We start from the raw sequence: 19723 nt of genomic DNA, 5'->3' as shown, positions 1-19723 counted from the left end.
TTTCTGGTTCGAACGAAGCGGGGAGAAGACCTGTCTGAACTCATCTTCGGGCTTAGACCTTAGGTTGCCATCGGCATCGTTTTGTCCGGCTGAGCCCGCGCTAACCTCTGCCAAATGGTAATCGTCACGAGCGAGAACAAAAAGATCAGCGTCGAAATTGCGTTCATCTCGGGAGTCACTCCGCGGCGCAATCGTGACCAGATCTCAAGCGGCAGCGTGTTCTCCCGGCCGATCAGGAAGAAGGTGACCGCGATTTCGTCCATAGAGAGCGTGAAGATCAGCAACGCGGTACCGACGATCGACGTCTTCATCAGCGGCAGAATGATCGTAAAAAAGGTGCGGCGCGGGTTCGCTCCGAGATCGGCCGCTGCCTCTTCCAGTCCGCGGTCCAGCTTGCGTAAACCGGCGTAGAGTTCGGTGGTGGCGATCGCGATCAGTGCGGTTCCGTGGCCAAGGATCACGGTGACCAGGCTAAGATGCACGCCGGCGGCAACCATCAACATCAGGATGGAGATTCCCGTGACGATCCCCGGAACGATCAAGGGGAGCAGGACGAGACGGCGAAAGAGCGCCTTTGCTGGAAACTCAAATCGATCGAGCGAATAAGCGGCGGGAAAGCCGACAGCGATAGCGATACCGACTGCGGAGAGCGCAACGATGAGGCTGTTCTCGACCGCGTTCCACATAGCAGCGTCGCGGAAGAGAAGACCATACCAGGCGAGAGTGAGATGCTGAGGGGGAAAGCCCCCTACGCCGCTGCCGTTGAACGAATAGACGATCAGCACGATGATCGGCAGATACAGGAAGGCGTACACTGCCAGCGAATAAAGACCCAGCCAGCTCGAGCCTGCGCGAGATATCACGCGGTCCTCCAGCGGCGTTCGAGCCTGTCGGTTAGATACAACAGCGCCAGTACAATCAGCAGGATGACGACCGCAACTGCAGCGCCAAGCGGCCAGTTGTAATCAGCACCGAAGAGGTTCGCGACGATATTCGCGATCATGATGCTGCTGGGACCGCCCACGAGTAGCGGCGAAAGGAAGTCTCCGAAGCTGAGCAAAAAGGCAAACGTCGCGCCGGAAACGACGCCGGGCAGAGAGAGCGGAAGGACGACCCTGAGGAATGTCTGCCATGGCCGGCTGCCAAGATCGCTCGACGCCTCTAGCAGCTCCGGCGAGACTTTTTCCAGAGCGGCGACTAACGGCAATACCACGAATGGCGTGTAAATGTGGGTGAGAGTCACCATCACAGCGAACGGGCTATAGAGTAGAAAGCCAAGCGAATGGTGGATGACATGAGCCCACAGGAGCAATGTGTTTAGCACGCCTTCGTGGCCAAAGATCACCTTCCACGCATAGGCGCGCACCAGATAGCTCACCCAAAGGGGAATGATGACGGCCTGGTACAGAAGGCGCTTGAATCTTCCCGAGTGAAACACCAGAAACATAGCTAACGGATAGCCGAGCACCAGCGACAGGAACGCCACACTCAGGGCGATGCGCAACGAACGGAAGATCACGTCGAGATAGACCGGCGTGGTCAGCAGATGGATGTAGTTCGCGGCCGACCAGTGATGGAGAATCTGCTGAAATGGGCCCAGGCTCCAGAAGCTGTAACAGAGCAGGATACAGTAGGGCGCGAGCAGAAACAGAGCGATCCAGCCGAGAGGCGGAAGCGCAACCATGAACCGAGTGGCGCGTGCTTTCATGTGGCCGCACCCTGTGTATCTTCCACACGGACAAAGTCCTGTGGGTCGCAGGTGAAACCAACGGGGACAGAAGTATCTGCTTGCAGGACACTCCTTGTCTGCGCAGATAGCCGTGTGCCGTCATCGCAGCATAAAGATAGTAGTGCGTTCGCCCCCTGGAATTGCTGCAATTCGATGGTTGCAGTGAAGCGGATGCGATTGGCTGCCACACCTTCCGCCTCCAGCTTGACAGCCTCTGGACGAAGCGAAAGGACGATTGGCCCATCGGGAGAGTCGATCGGAACAGTAATGAATCCGCAATTTGCGACTCCGTTCACTACTCGCCCGCGAAGTAGATTGCTCTTGCCGATAAAGCTGGCGACATAGCTGGTGCGCGGGCGCAGGTAGATGTCGCGGGGCGGGGCACATTGCTCGATCCTGCCGCGATACAACAAAACGATGCGGTCCGACATAGCCATCGCCTCTTCTTGATCATGAGTGACGAAGAGAAAGGTGATGCCGAGTTCCCTCTGCAGCAGCTTCAATTCCCGTTGCATCTCGCTGCGAAGGTTGGCGTCGAGAGCGGATAGCGGCTCGTCGAGCAACAATGCCCGGGGACGATTGACCAAGGCCCGCGCCAGCGCAACCCGCTGCTTCTGTCCACCGCTAAGCTGGCGCGGCCAGCGATCCGCAAACGCCCCCATCTTGACGAGGCGAAGCGCCGACTGGACGCGCTCCTGTATTTCGGGCTTTGCAATCCCACCGACTCGCAGTCCGTAGGCGACGTTATCAAAGACACTCAGGTGCGGAAACAAAGCATAATTCTGAAAGACCGTATTGATGGGGCGACGAAATGCAGGTGAGCGGAGCAGCGACTTGCCTTCAAGCAGGATGTCGCCGCTGGTCGGCTCTTCAAACCCGGCGAGAATGCGCAGCAGCGTCGTCTTTCCCGATCCGCTCTCGCCGAGGATGGTGAGAAACTCGCCACTTTCGATATTCAGATCGATAGAGTCGAGCACGGTCTGCTTGCCGAATATCTTTCCTACCGAACGGAGTTGCAGAAACGGCGGCGCTGGAGTCAATGGGCTACCTGGCCAATTTGGATGTGCGCTTCATGCATTCTCTCAATCACTCGCCTTCACTGAATTCCAGATTTCGGTGTACTTCGCGCGACGCGGGACATCTTGCCAGAAAATGATTTTCTTCTGGTAGGCGTCGACATCGTCCAGGTGCAGGTTGTGCCGCTGTTCCGGGGTCATAAGCGACGCAGCCGAAGGATTCGCAGGGATATATCCGGTCACGTCCGACAGTTCCTTCTGAGTCTGGGCAGCAATCATATAGTTCAGGAAAGAGAGCGCCAAATCCTTATTCCCGCTGGCCGTTGTAATCATCAGATGGTCGATCCACCCAGTCGTTCCCTGGCGCGGGATGGTCTCGCCGATGGGAAAGTTGAGCTTGCGAAGCTGGTTCGTCATCAATGGCCATCCCATGGCCGCTACAATCTCGTGATTCTGAAACAGGTTGGTGAGCTCACCGCCCGTGGTCCAAATCTTTCGGATGTTTGGCTCGAGCGCAATCAATTTTTGCTTGACCTGTTCGAGCTGCTGATCATTCAGGTTATAGAGCGCCAATGGGTCAGGCTTATCGAAGCCAAGCACCTGCGCCGCCATATAAATAGTCGACAAGTCGTCCCACACCGAAATCTTTCCTCGGAGTTTGGGGTCCCAAAGATCGTCCCAACTTTGAGGGGCCTCGGAATAATAACTTTTGTCGTAAAGCAGCGGGTTTGGTCCCCAGGTGAGGGGTACACCATAAACTTTGCCGTCTTTCTTCACCAGCGGCAGCAGCGTGAGCACGGGCGAGACTTGGGCGTAGTTCGGAAGCTTTGCCAGGTCAAGCGGCGCTGTCAACCCGGACTGCGTCAACATAGTGGCGACATCGCTCGAGGGTGAGATCACGTCATAGTTCGACGCTGCCCCCCCGCGAAGTTTCGCAACCATTTCATCGCTTGATCCCATGTAAGCGGCATTGACCTTGCATCGGCACGTCGCCTCGAATCCCTGAATGAAAGAGGGATTGGCATATCCTTCCCAGACCAGCAGGCTGAGGGTCGGGAGTGGTCTTTTACAACTGCTTAGCAGGAGCAACGCAGAGATCGCGGTGAGAACGAGAAGCTTCTTCAAAAGCACCTACTTCCAGCAAGTAACATGCGTCAATTCCCTACCAGCCTGATCGAGCCTACAATATAGGAAGATTGGTTGTTTTGCATCAGTCACGATCCTTGGACCTTCTTAGAGAAGGACGGACAGTCTGAGGGAGTTGGGGTAGTTTCAGTCGCCAGCTTTTTCTTGACTTTACGCTAAAAAGCCGTTAATTTGGCAAAATTACTTTTTGATTCGCTGCTCGCAAGTTCTCCCTTTCGCTGAGCAACAGCCATACCGGCTAATGTAAGTTTTAATTCTTGGCGTTTGCCGCTCGTTTGTGGAGGTTCAACCGTGAAAAGCTCTGGTAGCGACGGTTGTTATATCCTCGACCATCCGCAAGGTCTTCCATCAGGAAATGATCTGCTATGCCGCTCCTCGGTCGTTACCGCGCGCAGCTGGCGTAGCGAGCCTGTTCCGCAAGGCGTGCCGGGCATTTTTTGCCGGCAGCGCTGGTTTACAGGTTATGCGCGCAGTGAATGCCGCTGCTGCTTCTCCTTCTAGTTCTGCCTTTGCAATGCGCCGATTTGTCTTTGTCGGGCGCTCCGCTGCAACCGCACACAAAAGGATGAAACATCATGCATACTTTGCTTGAAAAAGAACTCGCCACCTACGAATCCCGTACCCCCTCCTCCCGCGAAGCGCTGAAAAAAGCCCAGCCCCGCATGCCGCTCGGCGTCGCCAGCAACTTCCGCAGCTACGAGCCCTGGCCGCTCTATATCAAAGACGCCAAGGGCACCCATATCCACGACCTCGATGGTAATGAATATATCGATTTCAATCTTTGCTTTGGGGCGCTGATGGCCGGACACTGCCACCCCGCGGTCGTGCGGGCGGTCCAAGAGCGGCTTGAGACCGGAACCATGTATGGCATGCCGCATACTCTGGAATTCGACCTTGCGGACGAGATCTGCCAGCGCTTTCCGATGGACCAGGTCCGCTTTGGCTCCAGCGGCACCGAGGTCACGATGCATGCCATTCGCCTGGCACGAGGATTCACCGGCCGCGACAAGATAATCAAGATGGAAGGCGCGTATCACGGCGTCCACGACTCCGTGCTGGTCAGCATGAAGCCCAAACCTGAACTGGCTGGCCCGGACGACCGCCCTACTCAGGTGCCGGCTGCTTCCGGAGTGCCAATGGACACGGTCAAGAATACGCTCATCGCCCAGTTTAACGATCTGGCCGCTGTTCAGCGCCTCTTTGCCGAGAATCCAGGCCAGATCGCCTGCATCATCGTCGAGCCGATCATGATGAACATCGGGGTCTGCATGCCCGAAGAAGGCTATCTTGAAGGGCTGCGCGATATTTGCACCCGCGAAGGCGCCTTGCTGATCTTCGACGAAGTCAAAACTGGCGCCAAGCTCGGCCGCGGCGGCGCCTGCGAATACTTCAACATCAAGGCCGATCTCATCACTCTCGCCAAGTCGATTGGCGGAGGCTTTCCGCTGGCCGCCTTCGCCGCCAGCAAATCCGTCATGGACATGATCGCCCAGCACAAGGTCTTCCATGCGGGCACCTATGCGACCAACCCATTGGTCATGGCTGCGGGGCTCGCGACCTTCCGCGAAGTCCTGACCCCGGATGGTTATGCCCACGTTGCCAAGATCAGCGACGCCTTAGTGGATGGATACAACCAGGTCCTCAAAAGCACCTCGATTGAGGCATATGTTGAGTGTGCGGGCGCAAACGGCGCGCTGCTCTTCTACCCGAAGCGCATCCGCAATTTCCGCGAATGGCAAAAGGTGGATATTAATCTCTGGAAGCTCTACTGGTTCGGCATGATCAACCAGGGAGTCATGGCGCAGCCCTACTGGTGGGACGAGCAATGGACCATCTCCATGGTCCACTCGCTCGCCGATGTCGACCAACACCTCACAGCATTTGAGAAGATCGCGCCGGCCATCGAGCAGATGCAAGCGGAAACCAAACTCCAGACGGTCAGCTAAACGGACACATGGGAGAAAGGCTGCAAGAACGGCTTTTCTCCCTCTCGCCTGTGACGAGTAGAAACGGAGTTTATAGGTTCCCTATCCTCGGAGGGCTGTGCTATGACGAATATGTACCGTCCCTATTTCTCAATTAGCGGGCAATTTGAACCGGACGATATTACCCGTGATCTCGAAATAGAGCCCAGTTGGATTGAGCGGATAGGTGATCCAGGACGACCTAACGCTATGGGCCCTCGATCAGGAGCAATATGGAGTTGGCAACCACAAGACGATGATTCCGACGATGTGGGCGATCAGTTGGCGTACTTAGCTGGTGCCCTTTCCCTAAAGCGGCAGAAAGTGGCCGCCCTCTCCAAGAATTTTGGAGGAACATTCCACGTTTTCCATCTGGAGGGTAGACCTCCGCGTTGGTTTCTGTCCGCCGACACGCTTCGGCTGATCGCTGATTTGCAGGTCAATATCGTGTGTAAACAAATCGGGCTCGACGAACGCGGTTAAGTTCGACACAAGTTGCTTGCTGCCGGCTGCCGGGTGCCCCACTCAAGACGCGCACTTTGCGGCTTGACTGGGCGAGCAATGCCGCAAGTTTTTGACGGTGGATCCAAGTCGAAGGGGCCCGGCTTCAGCCGGGCCATCTTCAATCCGAGCGGAAAGCGGCTTCAGCCGCGGAGGGATCCTCTCCTCTCAACAACCACACCGCGTAACTAACCCCCAAAATAAAAGTCCAATAAGAAAACCCCGCGCCCCCAGCCTGCGCGGGGTTAGTATTTGAAAATCGGCTGCTCAATATCGCTCTAATTTCCCTGAAGGTCAATCGGAGGTGAGTTGGCAAAGACGATCGCATTCGGACACAAGTCTGGCCTGAAACGCGTACTCGGCCGCAAAGACCTGATCCTGCTTTTCGTCGTCGCCGTCGCGAACCTCAACATGGTGCCGCCCATTTCTGCGAGCGGGCCGCTCACTCTCTGGCTGTGGATCCTCGCGCTCGCCATGTTCTTTTGGCCGCAGGGCGCGGCAGTCACTGAACTCTCCCAGAAATGGCCTGGCGAGGGCGGCATCTATCTCTGGGCCAAGCGAAGCTTCGGCGAGAAGCATGGCTTCCTCGCCGGCTGGTGTTACTGGCTCTCGAACGTCTTCTATCTCCCTACCGTCATCCTCTCCTGCATCGGCGTCGGCCTCTACGTGGGCGGCCCCAATGTTCAAAGGCTTGAACACAGTCACCTCTTCACTGGCTCCGTCTCGATCGGCATCATCGTCTTCCTGATGCTGTTGAATATCCGTGGCCTCTCGCTCGGCAAATGGATCAACAATCTCGGCGGCGCAGGCACCATCGTCGGCGCGGCGCTGATCGTGCTGCTCGCTGCCCTTACCGTCCGCCATCACGGCAGCGCTTTCCATTGGAACCAGCTCCATCAGGGCATCACCGACTGGCGCTTCGTCGCCGTCTTCGGCACCATCTGCTATTCGCTCATCGGACTCGACCTCGCCTCCATCATGGGCGACGAAATCCAGGATCCGCGAAGAAATCTGCCCTTCTCCATCTTCTGGGGAGGCCTCGCCGCCGGAGCCATCTATCTCGGCACCACCCTCGCCATGCTCATCGCCATGCCCCAGCAGGACATCGGCATTCTTTCCGGCATCCTCCAGGGCATCAACATCATGGCCTCCCATACCGGCTTACTCATCCTCGTCGCTCCGCTCGCCTTCCTCGAATGCATAGCCATCCTCGGCACAGCCTCCGCCTGGTTCAGCGGGACGGCGCGTCTGCCCTTCGTTGCCGGCATCGACCGCTATCTCCCCGCGATCATCGGCAAAATCCACCCCAAATACGGAACCCCCTACGTTAGCTTGATCATGTTCGCTATCCTCTCTTCGCTGTTGATTGGGGGCAGCTTCTTCGGCTCCTCCGTCGAGGAAGGGTATCTCACCCTGCTCGATCTCGCAGTGATCATGCAACTGGTGCCATCGGCCTACATGTTCCTCGCGCTGTTGAAACACGCGCTTAACAAGCAGAGCGAACTCAAAGCTGCCAAGCCCTATCTCATCGCCAACTGCGTCGCCGGACTCTCTGCCACGACATTGGGCCTGGCTGTCGCCTTTGTCCCCTCCCGGCAAGTGAGTTCCGTCTGGATCTACGAAGTGAAGCTGCTCATCGGCTGCGCCATTGTCTTCGGAACCGCCTACTTCTTCTACCGCCGCTCACTAGCCCACGCCCATCAAACAGTGCTCCTGGAAGTAACCGCCGCTGACGCATCTTGAATTGCGAAGCAATCTGTTGGAACAGTGGGACCTTAGCCCACTGATTCTCCGTTGACCGGCCATTGACCGCAAGGGCGCCGCGGCGCAGGATACTGAGAGAGATCTCCTCAATGGCTACCGTCGCAACCAACCCGAAGCAACAGGCTCACGAACTAATCGAGCGCATGTCTACCCGCCAGGTCTCCGCCGTCGTCGGCCTGCTCGAAGCGATGCTCGATCCCGTCTCCATCGCGCTGGCCAACGCCCCATATGACGACGAGCCGGTCTCGGACAACGAGGCCCGCGAGATAGCCGAGGCCCGCTCCTCGTTCGGGCGCGGAGAAAAGCCATTCCCAATGAGGATGTCCTCGCCGAATTCGGCCTCTCGCTGGAGGATTTCGAGCGCATGGGGTGCACACCCCTCGAACCCGAACCGCACCATCCGGGACAATAGGCACAAGGTCAGTAGGCATGGACCGCAAGGAGATCGTCTGGAGGGACCAGGCCAAGGCCCAACTCCGTGCCATCGACCAGCCAACCGGCCTGCGCATTCTACGCGCCTTCTTCGCCGCGACCGGCGAAGGCGACGTGAAACGCCTGCAGGGCATCGACCCGCCCGAGTTTAGGCTGCGGATCGGCGACTATTGGGCGCGCTTCCACGAAATCGGGCACACCCTCCACATCACGGCCGTCAAGCATCGCCGCGAAGCCTACCGCTGAACGAGCTTTCCACCCCTCCAGCTCCGAACTAAAATGGTCAGGACATCCAGGAGCTGAGTTTCATGCCCACTACCAATACAGCCGTCCAACAAGAATCTAACTTCATCAACGGCGAATTCACCAAGAACACCACCGGTAACTGGATTCCCGTTTACGATCCCTCCACCGAAGAGATCATCGCCGAGATCCCCGACGCCTCGACCGCCGACGTAGACCAGGCCGTAGCCGCCGCCCGCCATGCCTTCGACGAAGCCGGATGGCCACAGACCACCGCCCAGGAGCGCGGCCGCATCCTCTTCCGCATCGCCGAAAAGATCCGCGCTGAAGCGCCCATGCTCGCCGAGCTAGAATCGCGGAACGCCGGCAAACCCATCGTTGAGGCCGAGTTCGACATTGCCGACGCAGCCACCTGCTTTGAGTACTACGGCGGCCTCGCCACCAAAATTTCCGGCACCGTCAACCCCGTCCCCGACAACGCGCTGAGTCTTACGCTCAAGGAACCCGTCGGAGTCGCCGGACAGATTATCCCCTGGAACTTCCCCCTGCTCATGGCCGCCTGGAAGCTCGCGCCCGCGCTGGCCGCCGGCTGCTGCTGCGTCCTCAAGCCCGCCGAGCAAACCCCGCTTACCGTCCTCAAACTCGCGGGCTGGCTCTCCGAATGCGGTGTCCCTCCTGGAGTCGTCAACATCATCACCGGCTACGGCGAGCAATCGGGCGCAGCCCTGGTCACTCATCCCGGAGTCGATAAGGTCGCCTTCACCGGCTCCGCCGCCGTCGGCAAAATCATCATGCGCTCGGCCGCCGACTCCCTCAAGCGCGTCACCTTGGAGTTAGGCGGCAAGTCTCCCAACATCTTCTTCGCCGACGCCGACTTCGAGGCCGCCATCGACGGAGCCCTCTTCGGCGTCTTCGTCAACCAGGGCGAAGTCTGCTCCGCCGGCAGCCGCGTCCTGGTCGAGCGCTCTATCTATTCGAAGTTTGTCGAAGCCATGACCGAAAAGGCAAAGAAGATCGTCTTAGGGCCGCCGCTCGACCGCGATACCAAGATGGGTCCGCTAGTTAGTAAGGAACAATTTGATCGAGTAAGAAGTTACCAGGAGTTAGGCAAGTCTGAAGCCAAGACCGCCATCGGCGGCAACCGTCCTAAGAACTTCGACTTAGGCTACTATGTCGAACCAACCATCTTCTACGACGTCGATAACTCCGCCCGCATCGCCCGCGAAGAGATCTTCGGCCCAGTAGCCACCGTCATTCCCTTCGAAGACGAAAAGGACGCACTCAAGATCGCCAACGACACACCTTTCGGACTGGCAGCCGCCGTCTGGTCCCGCGACATCTATAAGGCCCTAAGAATGGTTAAAGCCATCCGCGCCGGAATCATCTGGGTCAACCACATGCAACCCACCTACGTCGAAGCCCCCTGGGGAGGGTATAAGCAGTCCGGCTTCGGCCGCGAACTCGGCCTCCACGGAGTCGACGAATACCTGGAAAGCAAGCAAGTGCATATCAACTTGAACGAGCAGCCGATTGGTTGGTACTGAGTTGCTGAATCGAGGAAGCTAAAGATGCGCTATAGTACCCTCTCGGTAGCCTCTTCTAGCCACGCAGCTCGCGGGCCAGCGTGCCGGTCTTAGGAATGATTATCAAAGACGTTGCAAGTCACGCCAAATTTCGGCTGAATCTGGAGCGGTTCTGGGATTAGGAGCGCGATAGTACGCGCATCTTCTCCAAAACAGGGGTTAGGCAGAGCGCGTCGAACTTTCCGCATCGTCTTTTCGTTCATCGCGGTAACTCGCGCCCAAATTACAATAGAAGCGAAAGAACCAGCAGGAAGAAGCCGCCCATGCCCGCCATCCGCATCCAAACCGAACTCCCCGGACCTAAATCTAAAGCCTGGCTTGACCGCCGTGCCGCCGCTATTCCACGAGGAGTCTATGCCGGCACCCCGATCTTCATCCACTCCGCCGAAGGCGCGACCTTTGAAGACCTTGATGGGAATCGCTTCATCGATCTCTGCGGAGGAATCGGCTGCATCAATGTCGGCCATCGCAATCCCCGGGTGATCGGCGCTATTCGCCGCCAGCTCGATAGCTTCCTGCATATGTGCTTCCAGGTCACGGGATATGAAAGTTATGTCGAGTTAGCCGAGAAGTTGAATGAACTCACTCCGGGGAACTTCCCTAAGAAGACCTTCTTCGTCAACTCCGGGGCCGAGGCCGTCGAAAACGCCGTGAAGATCGCTCGCAGCCACACCGGTCGCTCGGCGGTGATCTGTTTCGAAGATGGCTTCCACGGCCGGACATTGATGGGGTTGGGGCTGACCAGCAAGACTCATCCCTATAAGGCAGGATTTGGCCCATTCCCGTCTGAGATCTACCGAATTCCTTTCGGCATTCCATCTCGCAATCGGCTGAGCGGAAAGGCCGTTCCAACCGCGGCGGACTATGAGGTGATGTTAGAGGATGTCTTCCGCCAGGTGGTCGCTGCCGAGCAGGTTGCCGCAATGGTCATCGAGCCGGTGCTTGGCGAGGGCGGGTTTGTCGTTCCCCCTTCGGGCTTCCTTGAAGTGCTCGACGCCACCTGCAAGAAGTACGGCATCGTCTTTGTCGCCGACGAAGTGCAGACCGGCTTTGGCCGGACTGGAACCCTCTTCGCCTCCGAACAGTTCGCCATCGAACCGGACCTCATTCTTACCGCAAAATCACTCAGCGGAGGATTACCGCTCGCGGCGATCACCGGCCGTGCCGAGATCATGGACGCACCAGGGCCTGGTGGCCTGGGCGGCACCTTTGGAGGTAACCCAGTTTCTTGCGCCGCTGCGCTCTCCGTCATTGAGGAGTTCGCCGACGGCTACCTGCTTCGCCGCGCGAAGGAACTCGGTACAGACTTCCGCCAGCGCGCGCTCGCCTGGCAGAAAGAGTATGAGTTCATCGGAGATGTGCGCGGTTTGGGTGCAATGCAAGCGATCGAGTTTAACCACTCCAGTGTGGACCACGAACCATATCCAGCAGCAGCGAAGAAGGTTATTCAATACGCCCTGAAGCATGGAGTGCTCTTACTTGGAGCTGGAACTCATGACAACGTGATTCGCATCCTGATGCCGCTAATGATCAGCGATGAAGAGTTCGCTGAGGCGATGAACGTCATGGAAGAGGGGATAGCTCATGCTGCCAAGCAGGTAGGGAAACCGTCAGCTCTTGCAGAGACGGTCGGCTAGCTACTACAGCCAAGCTTAATTTGAGGTCATCTTGTGACAGACCGGATAGGCCTTCGATATCATGGCGTTTGGTAATGGGACGGAATATACGTCCAATCGACGTGTTCTCCTTCTTAGGAGAAACCAACGATGCGCTTCATGTTCAAACTTCTTGTTCTTGTCCCGATCATCTGCACAACTGCCGCCTTAGCTCTTCCCGTCGAGAGTGCCTCTGTGATGTTACCGTTTGGCTTTGAAACTCAAGGCAAGAGCTTTCCAGCAGGCCAATACGACGTCACGGTATACGATAATCCCCATTTCCTGATTATGCGTAACAGAGACATCCCAACCAAGAGCCTGAGTTGGGAGGTAGGGCCGGCCGAGCATCTTCCGCACAGCCCGGCCCTTAGCATCAAATTCGATTTTGGTACCATAACGCAGTTGCGGACCATCCGCTTGGGAGCTTTTGCGACTCCGGTTTTGGACCAACATGAGACGACCTCACCTAATATAAAGGCGCTGGCCCACACAGCGCATTAACGACCGAGAATTCTAGCCCCAGCCTATCTTGGCCGGAGCTAGATACTCGTGGCGTCTCAGTAAAGACTAGTTCCGATACTACTTAGTGGCCCGATCGCTCGGAGACTCGATCTCAAGCGCAATTTTCTTGTCGGAGAAATAAATCTCTGACAAATTTCGCTTTCCGTCACCCCCAGTTACCACTACAGCGGAATCGTTGTTGGCTTTCTCGTTCAAGTTCACCAATTTAGCTGATGTTGCTGCGACGACTGTCTTACCTTGGATCATCTTGATCTCAACCTCGGGTCCCGATCCATCCCATAAAACCGTATAAGTTCCTGCGGGCACTGTTTGCCCCGCTACGTAAACGGGGTTACCCAGGTGCAATGAACCGCTGTTCTTCGCCAAGGCATTCGACGAAAGCAACATCGCTGTGCTTAGAAACAATCCTTTTAATGTTCTTGATGTTTTCATACTTTCTCCATTTTTCCGTCCGAATTGCGGACTCGCTCGGCCTGCCGGCCCAGGATCTTTCCTCGACCCCGGCCAGCTAAAGTCCCATGCTTGCATGCGAAACACGCCGGTCAGCTGCGTATTCCAATTGACATAAGATTCGATCGCAGAGGCGATACTCACTCTCAACAGACGGGGAGCGTTTGTTTGATCTTCGGGAATAAAGGGGTCACTTCAGGGTTTTTGTATCCGGGCTCAATCAAATTGAGAGCTCAATATCTAACTCAGCTATCCCGACTGTAACCTGGCTCCAATCTTGTATGGAAAAGAGACGAGCATAGGCCGGCATCCGAGGAGAAATTGGGTAAGAAACACTACGGGAGACTTATACATGAAGTCATTACAGCGAATCGCGGCCAGTACATCGGTGGCCTTGTCTCTAGCAAGCGTAGCTTTTGGGCAAAATTACACCCAGACTAACCTTGTTTCTAACGTCTCGGGAGTTGCTCCGGTCACTGATCCGCAGCTCGTCAATTCATGGGGACTTACTCGCACTTCTTCTAGTGTCTGGTGGGTGTCTGACAATGCAACGGGAGTGTCCACTCTTTATAACGGAGTAGGCCAGAAGCAGTCTTTGGTAGTAACGATTCCTCCTGCTGATCCGACGAATAAGTTGACGCCGAATGGAAGTCCAACCGGCGTCGTCGCTAACGGCAGCGCTACCGAGTTCAAGATAGCGCCCGGCGATCCGGCGGTCTTCATTTTTTCGACAATCGACGGGACGATTGCCGCCTGGAACCCGAAGGTGAACCTGGCCAAAGGTCAGGCGGCGCCTTCGACCCACGCCATCACCGTCGCCAAAGGCGCGACTGGATCCGTCTACACTGGACTCACGAGCGGATTCATCAACGGCAAGCGTTTTCTATATGCTGCGAATTTCGGCAGAGGGCGGGTGGACGTCTACGATACCGCGTTCTTCCCCGTCACGCTGCACCGGTCAGGCAGTGACGGAGACCGTCACGACGAGTACCGCAATCCGTCCGACAACGAACCGTTTGTCGACGACCAGCTACCGCCCGACTTCGTACCCTTCAACGTGCAGGCCATCGGCGATGACATCGTGGTGACTTATGTGCTTCACCTGCAAGGATCTCCTGTTGAAACTGATGGCCCGGGTCTCGGCTATGTGGACATTTACAGTTCGTCCGGCAAGCTGCTGAACCGGCTTGAACACGGGGACTGGCTGAACGCTCCATGGGGCGTCGCTTTGGCTCCTCTGGACTTCGGACGCTTTAGCCACCACCTATTGGTCGGGCAGTTCGCCGGCGGCGGGACCACCCAATCGAGCGGACTCATCGCTGCTTACGATCTCGCTACGGGAAGATTCGACGGAGTGCTTCAAGATGCTGGTGGAAAGCCGCTTTCGATCCAAGGGATCTGGGCGCTCAGCCCGGCGAACCTCAGCCCCGCCACCGTCGACCCGGATCAGGAGCCTGCGTCGGAGATCTATTTCACCGCGGCTCCGAATCACGGCACTGGCGGTCTCTTCGGCTACTTGAATGCGGTCTCTGATGAGTTGACCGAAGGAAGCGTCCAGTAAGCTGCTGGCGATGCCCGCTTCTGTTGCAGCAGGAGTTTCATCGATCGATGGACTCCTGCTGCAACGAGCAGCTCACCAATCTTTGCACCTAGCCTTTACTGGCGGAAGACCATTACCGGACAAGGCGCCTCCGCAAATACTTTCGCGGTAACTCGGGGCCAAAAATGAGTCCCAGCTGCCGAGCCATCATGCGCCCCCATGACAATGAGGTCAGAATGCTGGTCCTTAGCCAGGTTGACGATTGCGGAGCTCACGGAACCCTTCGCGGTCTCAATAAACAGGGCCCCGGTCGCTTCCTGGGCCTCCGGCAGGAACGCCTTCAAGGCCTTCTTGAAGGGCTCAACTCCAGCGCCGTTTTTCTTCTCAGATTCTTCGACGTAAAGAAGCGTGAATCTCGACTTATAAGCGCGCGCAAGCAGGAAGGCATAAGCTGCCGAAGCAGTCGAGGCAGGGTCAAGATCGCTGGCGCAAATAATATCCTTGGGATGCCATGCCGTTTCCCCGGCGCTCGGAGCAGCCGGCCCGACGATCAAGACGGGACACTTCGTGTTTCGTAGAACAGCCTCGGATTCAGAACCAAAAAGCACGCGTTCCACTCCCCTCCTCCCGTGAGTTCCGAGCACGATCAAATCGACTCGCTCGTTGCTAGCGAGTGCAGGAATTTGCTCCCTGACGGTTCCACAAAGAGAGATAGACTGCGCTCTGAGACCCTCGGAGCGAAGCTCTGCGCCATACTCCTCCAACATTTCTTCGACCCGCTGTTGTTCGGCCGCCTCGTCTATCCATATTCCTTCAGCAGGAGCTACCGGGTTGATTGGCCGATCCACATGAGCAAGGAAGATCTTGGAGCCATAGTATCTAGCGATGCCCTTCGCGTAGTCGAGTGCACGCTCTGAGATGTCAGAGAAGTCTATCGGAACCAGGATTCGTTCCATCACGATTCTCGCAGGAGCTAGAGTCGCCATATCAACCTCCATTTTCGTTCTCTTTGGTCTATGTGTAAGTGTCTCTTCTGCCCACCACATCGCAGCGGCGATTAACTCTTGGTAGCGGCACCGGGGACAGCTATCGGCGGCGGGACATAATGCACGTCAGTGCTTTCTCTGGTAAGTGTCCGCTCCGCTTCGCGGGTCCGGTGGAGAGACCAGGCAAAGAAGAGCAGCTTCGAACCGACGAAGCAAAGGTATACGCCTACTACCGTCGCTGCTAAGAGATCGTCATTGCGTGTAGCCAAAACAACCATAGTGATGGCGAACACGAGTGAAATCATTCCACTCGTGACCACGAGCCATCTGTTTCCCGGTCGCTGGCGCGCTTTGAAGTAGAAGGCGAATACCGAAATGCTGAATAGACTCGCGTGTGCCGCAGCAAGGAGGAGAAGCAGCGGCATCGATCCGTAGGGATAGCAAGCAAGAAAGACCGCGGCCATTAGAAGTCCAGAACCGCAAAGCAGATATAACGTAAACCTACGGAAATGCCTGAAGCCTTCGCCAAACGCTGCCATCCAATCTGCCAAGCCAGCCAGGATGAGGGCAGCCACCGAAAGCAGGAGAGCCAACCCGACGGCGACAACATCAAAGAACAGATTCGTCATGGTCGCGCGAAGATAGAGAAGAGCGGCACCCAGAAGTGCAATCAAGATACCGTGTGTCGTCAGAACAATCATTCGAATCTTAAGTGATCGAAGCATAGCTCAACCTCCTGTGACCTCTCTCAGTTCGCCCGGATAACATTTACTTCTCGGAGCCGCGGGGCGATTTCTGTGGAGATTCCTATCGCCTCGATAGGCTCACGCTGACTTCTAACTTAATTGCTGGCTTTGCCGGTCTGCAGTGATCCCGGGCACCTTCAACTGTGACGCTCATCACAGTCGTCCGTGGAGAGTAGGCTGCTTAGACCGAGGAAATGGCATGCTCTCTGCGTAAGGCGACTCATAGCAAAAGCACCTGACGTGGATCAAAAATCCGTATCCCTCTTAAAACAATGAAAAACTTCAGTGGGCAACGGGTTTCTCGTCAGAGGTCATGGCAGTGAGTTCACAGAGTAGTCCAGTTCTCAAGTCTACCTTCACGCCGAAGGCGCCCGGCATCATCGGACTTTGACTTTAATCCCCCTGATCTGCTTCGTTAAGCTGCCCAGGTTTATAGCCGGGGAATTTATGCTGCGCTCGAGTGTTTGAAGGACAGGAAGGATGCAGTGTCGTCCTTTACTTGCTCCTTCACACAAATGAGAAAGAGGCTCCAGTGTTTCCTTACTTCGGCCATGAAGTTGTTGAAGCGCTTATGAATCCAAAGGCCAAATCACGGCCTGGGCAGCTCCATGGGAAGCCATTCGGCCTGGTAGATTCGGGCGTAGGGCCGGATATAAAACCCCTACGAGCCTCGGAAGATACGCGAAACTTGCTGAACGGAATTCTAGTAGCTGGCCTCATCGGCACAACCGTCGGATTTTTGAATTTTCTTATCTCGGGGCGCACCCGGCTTCGGCGTTTCCGCACCATCTCTCCGAGGAGTCCAGAGGACGAAGCTGGCGCCAGTTTCACTCTCCCGCGGCGATAGGGCATCGCAACTGTAGAGTCTGTACCCCGTCGTCGCTTTAGGTCCCTTCCAATTTGAGCCGATCGCTACCGCGTCGACAACGGTCGGTATTTCAGCCAAACTATTGTTTTCGAAGGTGTCTTGGTGGGTTGTGGGACCCTCAAAGGCGCCCTCCAAAACCGGTGAGACGGTCAGCAGATATTGGTGACACGGCGGAAACCTGCAGAGCCTTCAGCGCATTTGCCGATCCCAACCAGGCCGCGTGCAGGTTCATCCCAGGTTCATAACAACGTAACGTGATCACCTGCCGACGATCGACAAAAATCTCAATGACTGAACCGTCTATCCAGATATCGAGGTTGGAGATTCCTTTACGGTCGGGGAACAAGGGGATATTTCGCTCGGCTACCGAAATTGAGGGTTTTGCAGCAGGGTCGTATCTAATGGCCAGCAGGGGCGGGTTATCTGTTCGTTCGGCATCTCGAATTGCGAGGCTACAGGGGCCCGCCATGGTGTCGAGCGCCAAGGCGATCCGGGCGCTCCGATTTGGAAGAGGCAGCCCAGCGCTCGCATCAGCGTGGAGAGTGGAAGGCGGCCTGCTGATCTCCCGGCACACAGACGAAAACTCTGGCGGGATTTCCATCCTCAGTTTATTGTCGTCAGTAAGCGTGAGAAGTCGAGGCAGCGACATGGCGCCAGCCCAGCCGGCCGCAAGACATTGCTCGGCAGAGCGTGTCTCCTGGATCCAGCCCCAGAGAATACGCCGGCCTTTGCCGTCCACCATTGTCTTCATGGCGTAGTAAGAACCGTGATCGAGAAGCCCACTGGTTTCAGCATGAAACTTAAGCTCGCGTTTGTCGAACTCACCAACCTGCCAATAGACCTTGCGCTCCGTCGAGTAGAGCAAGATATACTTCGTGCCTAACTGAAAGAAATCCGGACACTCCCACATCTCGCCCGTATCGACGGGATTGGTCTGTGTTCCACCATTCCACTCCCCCTGCGCAAGCGGGTGCAGGTAGGACCAGTCGAGTCCGTCTGAGGATCGATAGAGCAGAACTGCCCCGCCTTGCTTCGAGAACCCAGATCCTATGGCCATATACCAAGTGTCACCGTCCCTCCAAGGGCAGGGGTCGCGGAATCCCGTTACTTTGAGACCGGCTGGCGGTCCGTCCAGCAGAGGCTTCTCCAGCTTCTTCCAGAGACGCAGACTCTCATCTTCTGACGTAGCCATGCATTGAACTTCGCGGATGCCCTCTCCCCGGATCGTCTCCTGGTCGGGCGTGACCTTGGTGACTCCGGTGTACAGGATGGTGGGTATTTCCATCCCCGGTAGCGCGCTTCCGGTGAAACACCCAAATGCGTCATACGAGCCTCGAGTCGGCGACAACGCAATGGGCAAATGAGTCCAGTGAATGAGATCGGAGCTTTTGGCATGACCCCAGTGCATATCGCCCCACACCGCAGCACCAGGATTGTACTGAAAGAACATGTGGTACTCGCCGCGGAAAAACCGGGGCGCGCAAGGGTCGTTCATCCAGTTTGCCCTAGGCAGCAAATGGAACTGCGGCCGCAGTGGATCATGCATAAGCTTCTCGCGCAAGGCTGGCGGAAGGGAGGCGTCCTCGCTTGAATTTGCTGCGCTAGCCTGCCGTTTCCCAACTGCAGAAAAGGCTGCTCGAGATATAGAGATAGCCGCTGCGGAGGCGAGCGACGATGATACAAATCTGCGACGGTTCATAGATCACCCACACCAGTATAGGGAACGCAGACCGCGCCGGATTCGCAGCCCCAGCCCAGAGAATTCATTGTGCCGAGGTGATTGGAAACTCGGCCGCCTTCGAACTAAGGCAACAGATTCACCTGTCCGAGCGCCCGGCGCTCAGGCAATCGATCGGGCGCCCAGTGTCACCTGGTAGCGCGGTACCACGTGCCTTCTTTAAGAGTTCGACTTAGAATCTCTTTCGTTGTACCCAGGTGGTCATGCAGCGATAGTCTTGAACAATCGTGGTTTTCAATGGATCGACGAGAACGGCATTCATCTCTCGGCCAAGTTCTAAAAGCATCTCCTCATCCACCAAAAACCATTCTGAACCATCTCCTACGACATAAATATTGTCCCGCACCCATTCGAAGTCCATTCCGATCCTTGAACCTAAGCGGCAAAAGAGCATGCCTCCGGGCCTTAGGACACGCCACAACTCGGACAACATCATCCTGAAGTGATCTTCATCCCTGGCAAAGTGAAGCACGGAGTTGCACATCACTACGTCGGCAAACGCTTCCGGGAAAGGCATCCGCTCAATCAGTCCGACTTGGAAATTCTCGGCAGGAAGTCGAGTTCCCAGAGACCTCGATAGCTGACGAACATGATCGACGCCGTTTGGATCGGCGTCCAGTGCAAATACTTCACACCCTTGTCTCAGTAAATGGACTAAATTCCGTCCATATCCGCAGCCGGCATCAAGCACCCGCATTCCACGGCCAATGTTCCCTCGAAGAATTTGATCGAAGACATAGATGTCGATCTGTCCGAACTCCTCTTGAACCTCTAGCGCCATAGGCCGCCTTGCCATCCCAAGCGACCGGGTAACATGATGTCCCGAATCGCGCTGGATCT

Annotated in this window: 18 protein-coding genes; 8 read left to right on the top strand and 10 right to left on the bottom strand. The window is 56.4% G+C overall.

Features of this window, described 5'->3' with window-relative positions:
- Window positions 1-59: 59 nt before the first annotated feature.
- From ACPOL_RS17210 to ACPOL_RS17195, 4 genes are read right to left on the bottom strand one after another with little or no spacing between them, the layout of a single operon-like run.
- The gene (locus tag ACPOL_RS17210; protein ID WP_114208146.1) at window positions 60-863 is read right to left on the bottom strand and encodes an ABC transporter permease; all 804 of its coding nucleotides are present in this window, start codon (window positions 861-863) and stop codon (window positions 60-62) included.
- Window positions 860-1708 carry an ABC transporter permease gene (locus ACPOL_RS17205; RefSeq protein ID WP_114208145.1) on the bottom strand — a complete coding sequence of 283 codons (849 nt, stop codon included), beginning with the start codon at window positions 1706-1708 and terminating at the stop codon, window positions 860-862. Before ACPOL_RS17205 ends, ACPOL_RS17210 begins: the two co-directional genes overlap by 4 nt.
- Window positions 1705-2769, bottom strand: coding sequence for an ABC transporter ATP-binding protein (locus ACPOL_RS17200; protein ID WP_161557418.1), 1065 nt, complete (start codon window positions 2767-2769; stop codon window positions 1705-1707). Before ACPOL_RS17200 ends, ACPOL_RS17205 begins: the two co-directional genes overlap by 4 nt.
- A 42-nt stretch (window positions 2770-2811) precedes the next feature.
- Window positions 2812-3870, bottom strand: a complete 1059-nt coding sequence (locus ACPOL_RS17195; RefSeq protein WP_114208144.1) for an ABC transporter substrate-binding protein — start codon at window positions 3868-3870, stop codon at window positions 2812-2814.
- A 596-nt stretch (window positions 3871-4466) separates the two neighbouring features.
- Between ACPOL_RS17195 and ACPOL_RS17190 the strand changes: the two genes are divergently transcribed.
- From ACPOL_RS17190 to ACPOL_RS17180, 3 genes are all read left to right on the top strand, one after another.
- Window positions 4467-5837 carry an aspartate aminotransferase family protein gene (locus ACPOL_RS17190; RefSeq protein WP_114208143.1) on the top strand — a complete coding sequence of 457 codons (1371 nt, stop codon included), beginning with the start codon at window positions 4467-4469 and terminating at the stop codon, window positions 5835-5837.
- Window positions 5838-5939: 102 nt separating this feature from the next.
- Window positions 5940-6338: a DUF4279 domain-containing protein gene (locus ACPOL_RS17185; RefSeq protein ID WP_114208142.1), complete on the top strand. Its 399-nt coding sequence runs from the start codon at window positions 5940-5942 to the stop codon at window positions 6336-6338.
- 327 nt (window positions 6339-6665) lie between these two features.
- Window positions 6666-8099: an APC family permease gene (locus ACPOL_RS17180; protein WP_114208141.1), complete on the top strand. Its 1434-nt coding sequence runs from the start codon at window positions 6666-6668 to the stop codon at window positions 8097-8099.
- A gap of 145 nt (window positions 8100-8244) precedes the next feature.
- On the opposite strand, the gene ACPOL_RS17175 is transcribed toward ACPOL_RS17180, so the two are convergent.
- Entirely contained in the window at window positions 8245-8520 is a 276-nt protein-coding gene (locus tag ACPOL_RS17175; RefSeq protein WP_114208140.1) for a hypothetical protein, read from the bottom strand.
- A 29-nt stretch (window positions 8521-8549) separates the two neighbouring features.
- Here ACPOL_RS17175 and ACPOL_RS17170 point away from each other — a divergent pair, with 29 nt between their 5' ends.
- The 4 genes from ACPOL_RS17170 (at window position 8550) to ACPOL_RS17150 (ending at window position 12534) form a co-directional block, all read left to right on the top strand.
- The gene (locus tag ACPOL_RS17170; protein ID WP_114208139.1) at window positions 8550-8798 is read left to right on the top strand and encodes a type II toxin-antitoxin system RelE family toxin; all 249 of its coding nucleotides are present in this window, start codon (window positions 8550-8552) and stop codon (window positions 8796-8798) included.
- Window positions 8799-8860: 62 nt separating this feature from the next.
- Entirely contained in the window at window positions 8861-10339 is a 1479-nt protein-coding gene (locus ACPOL_RS17165) for an aldehyde dehydrogenase family protein (RefSeq protein WP_114208138.1), read from the top strand.
- Window positions 10340-10641: 302 nt separating this feature from the next.
- The gene (gabT, locus tag ACPOL_RS17155; protein ID WP_114208136.1) at window positions 10642-12015 is read left to right on the top strand and encodes a 4-aminobutyrate--2-oxoglutarate transaminase; all 1374 of its coding nucleotides are present in this window, start codon (window positions 10642-10644) and stop codon (window positions 12013-12015) included.
- A 129-nt stretch (window positions 12016-12144) separates the two neighbouring features.
- Window positions 12145-12534 (top strand): hypothetical protein, encoded by a 390-nt coding sequence (locus ACPOL_RS17150; protein ID WP_114208135.1) that lies wholly within the window; start codon window positions 12145-12147, stop codon window positions 12532-12534.
- Window positions 12535-12612: 78 nt separating this feature from the next.
- Here ACPOL_RS17150 and ACPOL_RS17145 read toward each other — a convergent pair whose 3' ends face one another.
- The gene (locus ACPOL_RS17145) at window positions 12613-12987 is read right to left on the bottom strand and encodes a hypothetical protein (protein ID WP_150133046.1); all 375 of its coding nucleotides are present in this window, start codon (window positions 12985-12987) and stop codon (window positions 12613-12615) included.
- A gap of 370 nt (window positions 12988-13357) precedes the next feature.
- Between ACPOL_RS17145 and ACPOL_RS17140 the strand changes: the two genes are divergently transcribed.
- The gene (locus tag ACPOL_RS17140) at window positions 13358-14566 is read left to right on the top strand and encodes a TIGR03118 family protein (protein ID WP_114208133.1); all 1209 of its coding nucleotides are present in this window, start codon (window positions 13358-13360) and stop codon (window positions 14564-14566) included.
- A gap of 95 nt (window positions 14567-14661) precedes the next feature.
- Here ACPOL_RS17140 and ACPOL_RS17135 read toward each other — a convergent pair whose 3' ends face one another.
- From ACPOL_RS17135 to ACPOL_RS17115, 4 genes are all read right to left on the bottom strand, one after another.
- Complete coding sequence (locus ACPOL_RS17135; protein WP_161557417.1) at window positions 14662-15531, bottom strand: universal stress protein; 870 nt, start codon at window positions 15529-15531, stop codon at window positions 14662-14664.
- A 71-nt stretch (window positions 15532-15602) separates the two neighbouring features.
- Window positions 15603-16256 (bottom strand): hypothetical protein, encoded by a 654-nt coding sequence (locus tag ACPOL_RS17130; protein ID WP_114208131.1) that lies wholly within the window; start codon window positions 16254-16256, stop codon window positions 15603-15605.
- A gap of 1007 nt (window positions 16257-17263) precedes the next feature.
- A complete protein-coding gene (locus ACPOL_RS17120; RefSeq protein ID WP_161557416.1) occupies window positions 17264-18691 on the bottom strand; it encodes a glycoside hydrolase family 32 protein in 1428 nt (475 codons plus the stop codon).
- A 364-nt stretch (window positions 18692-19055) separates the two neighbouring features.
- Window positions 19056-19664 (bottom strand): class I SAM-dependent methyltransferase, encoded by a 609-nt coding sequence (locus ACPOL_RS17115; RefSeq protein WP_236656842.1) that lies wholly within the window; start codon window positions 19662-19664, stop codon window positions 19056-19058.
- Window positions 19665-19723 lie beyond the last annotated feature (59 nt).

Source organism: Acidisarcina polymorpha (genome assembly GCF_003330725.1).
In the GTDB taxonomy this organism is placed as follows: Bacteria; Acidobacteriota; Terriglobia; order Terriglobales; family Acidobacteriaceae; genus Acidisarcina; species Acidisarcina polymorpha.
Note: the sequence above shows the minus strand (reverse complement) of the source record. Positions and strands in the feature narration are given on the sequence as shown.

Excerpts from the sequence above, each read along its gene's own strand:
- ACPOL_RS17115 (WP_236656842.1), bottom strand. The coding sequence starts at position 19,664 with ATGGCGCTAGAGGTTCAAGAGGAGTTCGGACAGATCGACATCTATGTC.
- ACPOL_RS17205 (WP_114208145.1), bottom strand. The coding sequence starts at position 1,708 with ATGAAAGCACGCGCCACTCGGTTCATGGTTGCGCTTCCGCCTCTCGGC.
- ACPOL_RS17135 (WP_161557417.1), bottom strand. The coding sequence starts at position 15,531 with ATGGCGACTCTAGCTCCTGCGAGAATCGTGATGGAACGAATCCTGGTT.
- ACPOL_RS17190 (WP_114208143.1), top strand. The coding sequence starts at position 4,467 with ATGCATACTTTGCTTGAAAAAGAACTCGCCACCTACGAATCCCGTACC.
- ACPOL_RS17185 (WP_114208142.1), top strand. The coding sequence starts at position 5,940 with ATGACGAATATGTACCGTCCCTATTTCTCAATTAGCGGGCAATTTGAA.
- ACPOL_RS17165 (WP_114208138.1), top strand. The coding sequence starts at position 8,861 with ATGCCCACTACCAATACAGCCGTCCAACAAGAATCTAACTTCATCAAC.
- ACPOL_RS17150 (WP_114208135.1), top strand. The coding sequence starts at position 12,145 with ATGCGCTTCATGTTCAAACTTCTTGTTCTTGTCCCGATCATCTGCACA.
- ACPOL_RS17175 (WP_114208140.1), bottom strand. The coding sequence starts at position 8,520 with ATGGTGCGGTTCGGGTTCGAGGGGTGTGCACCCCATGCGCTCGAAATC.
- ACPOL_RS17145 (WP_150133046.1), bottom strand. The coding sequence starts at position 12,987 with ATGAAAACATCAAGAACATTAAAAGGATTGTTTCTAAGCACAGCGATG.
- ACPOL_RS17140 (WP_114208133.1), top strand. The coding sequence starts at position 13,358 with ATGAAGTCATTACAGCGAATCGCGGCCAGTACATCGGTGGCCTTGTCT.
- ACPOL_RS17170 (WP_114208139.1), top strand. The coding sequence starts at position 8,550 with ATGGACCGCAAGGAGATCGTCTGGAGGGACCAGGCCAAGGCCCAACTC.
- gabT (WP_114208136.1), top strand. The coding sequence starts at position 10,642 with ATGCCCGCCATCCGCATCCAAACCGAACTCCCCGGACCTAAATCTAAA.
- ACPOL_RS17130 (WP_114208131.1), bottom strand. The coding sequence starts at position 16,256 with ATGCTTCGATCACTTAAGATTCGAATGATTGTTCTGACGACACACGGT.
- ACPOL_RS17120 (WP_161557416.1), bottom strand. The coding sequence starts at position 18,691 with ATGCATGATCCACTGCGGCCGCAGTTCCATTTGCTGCCTAGGGCAAAC.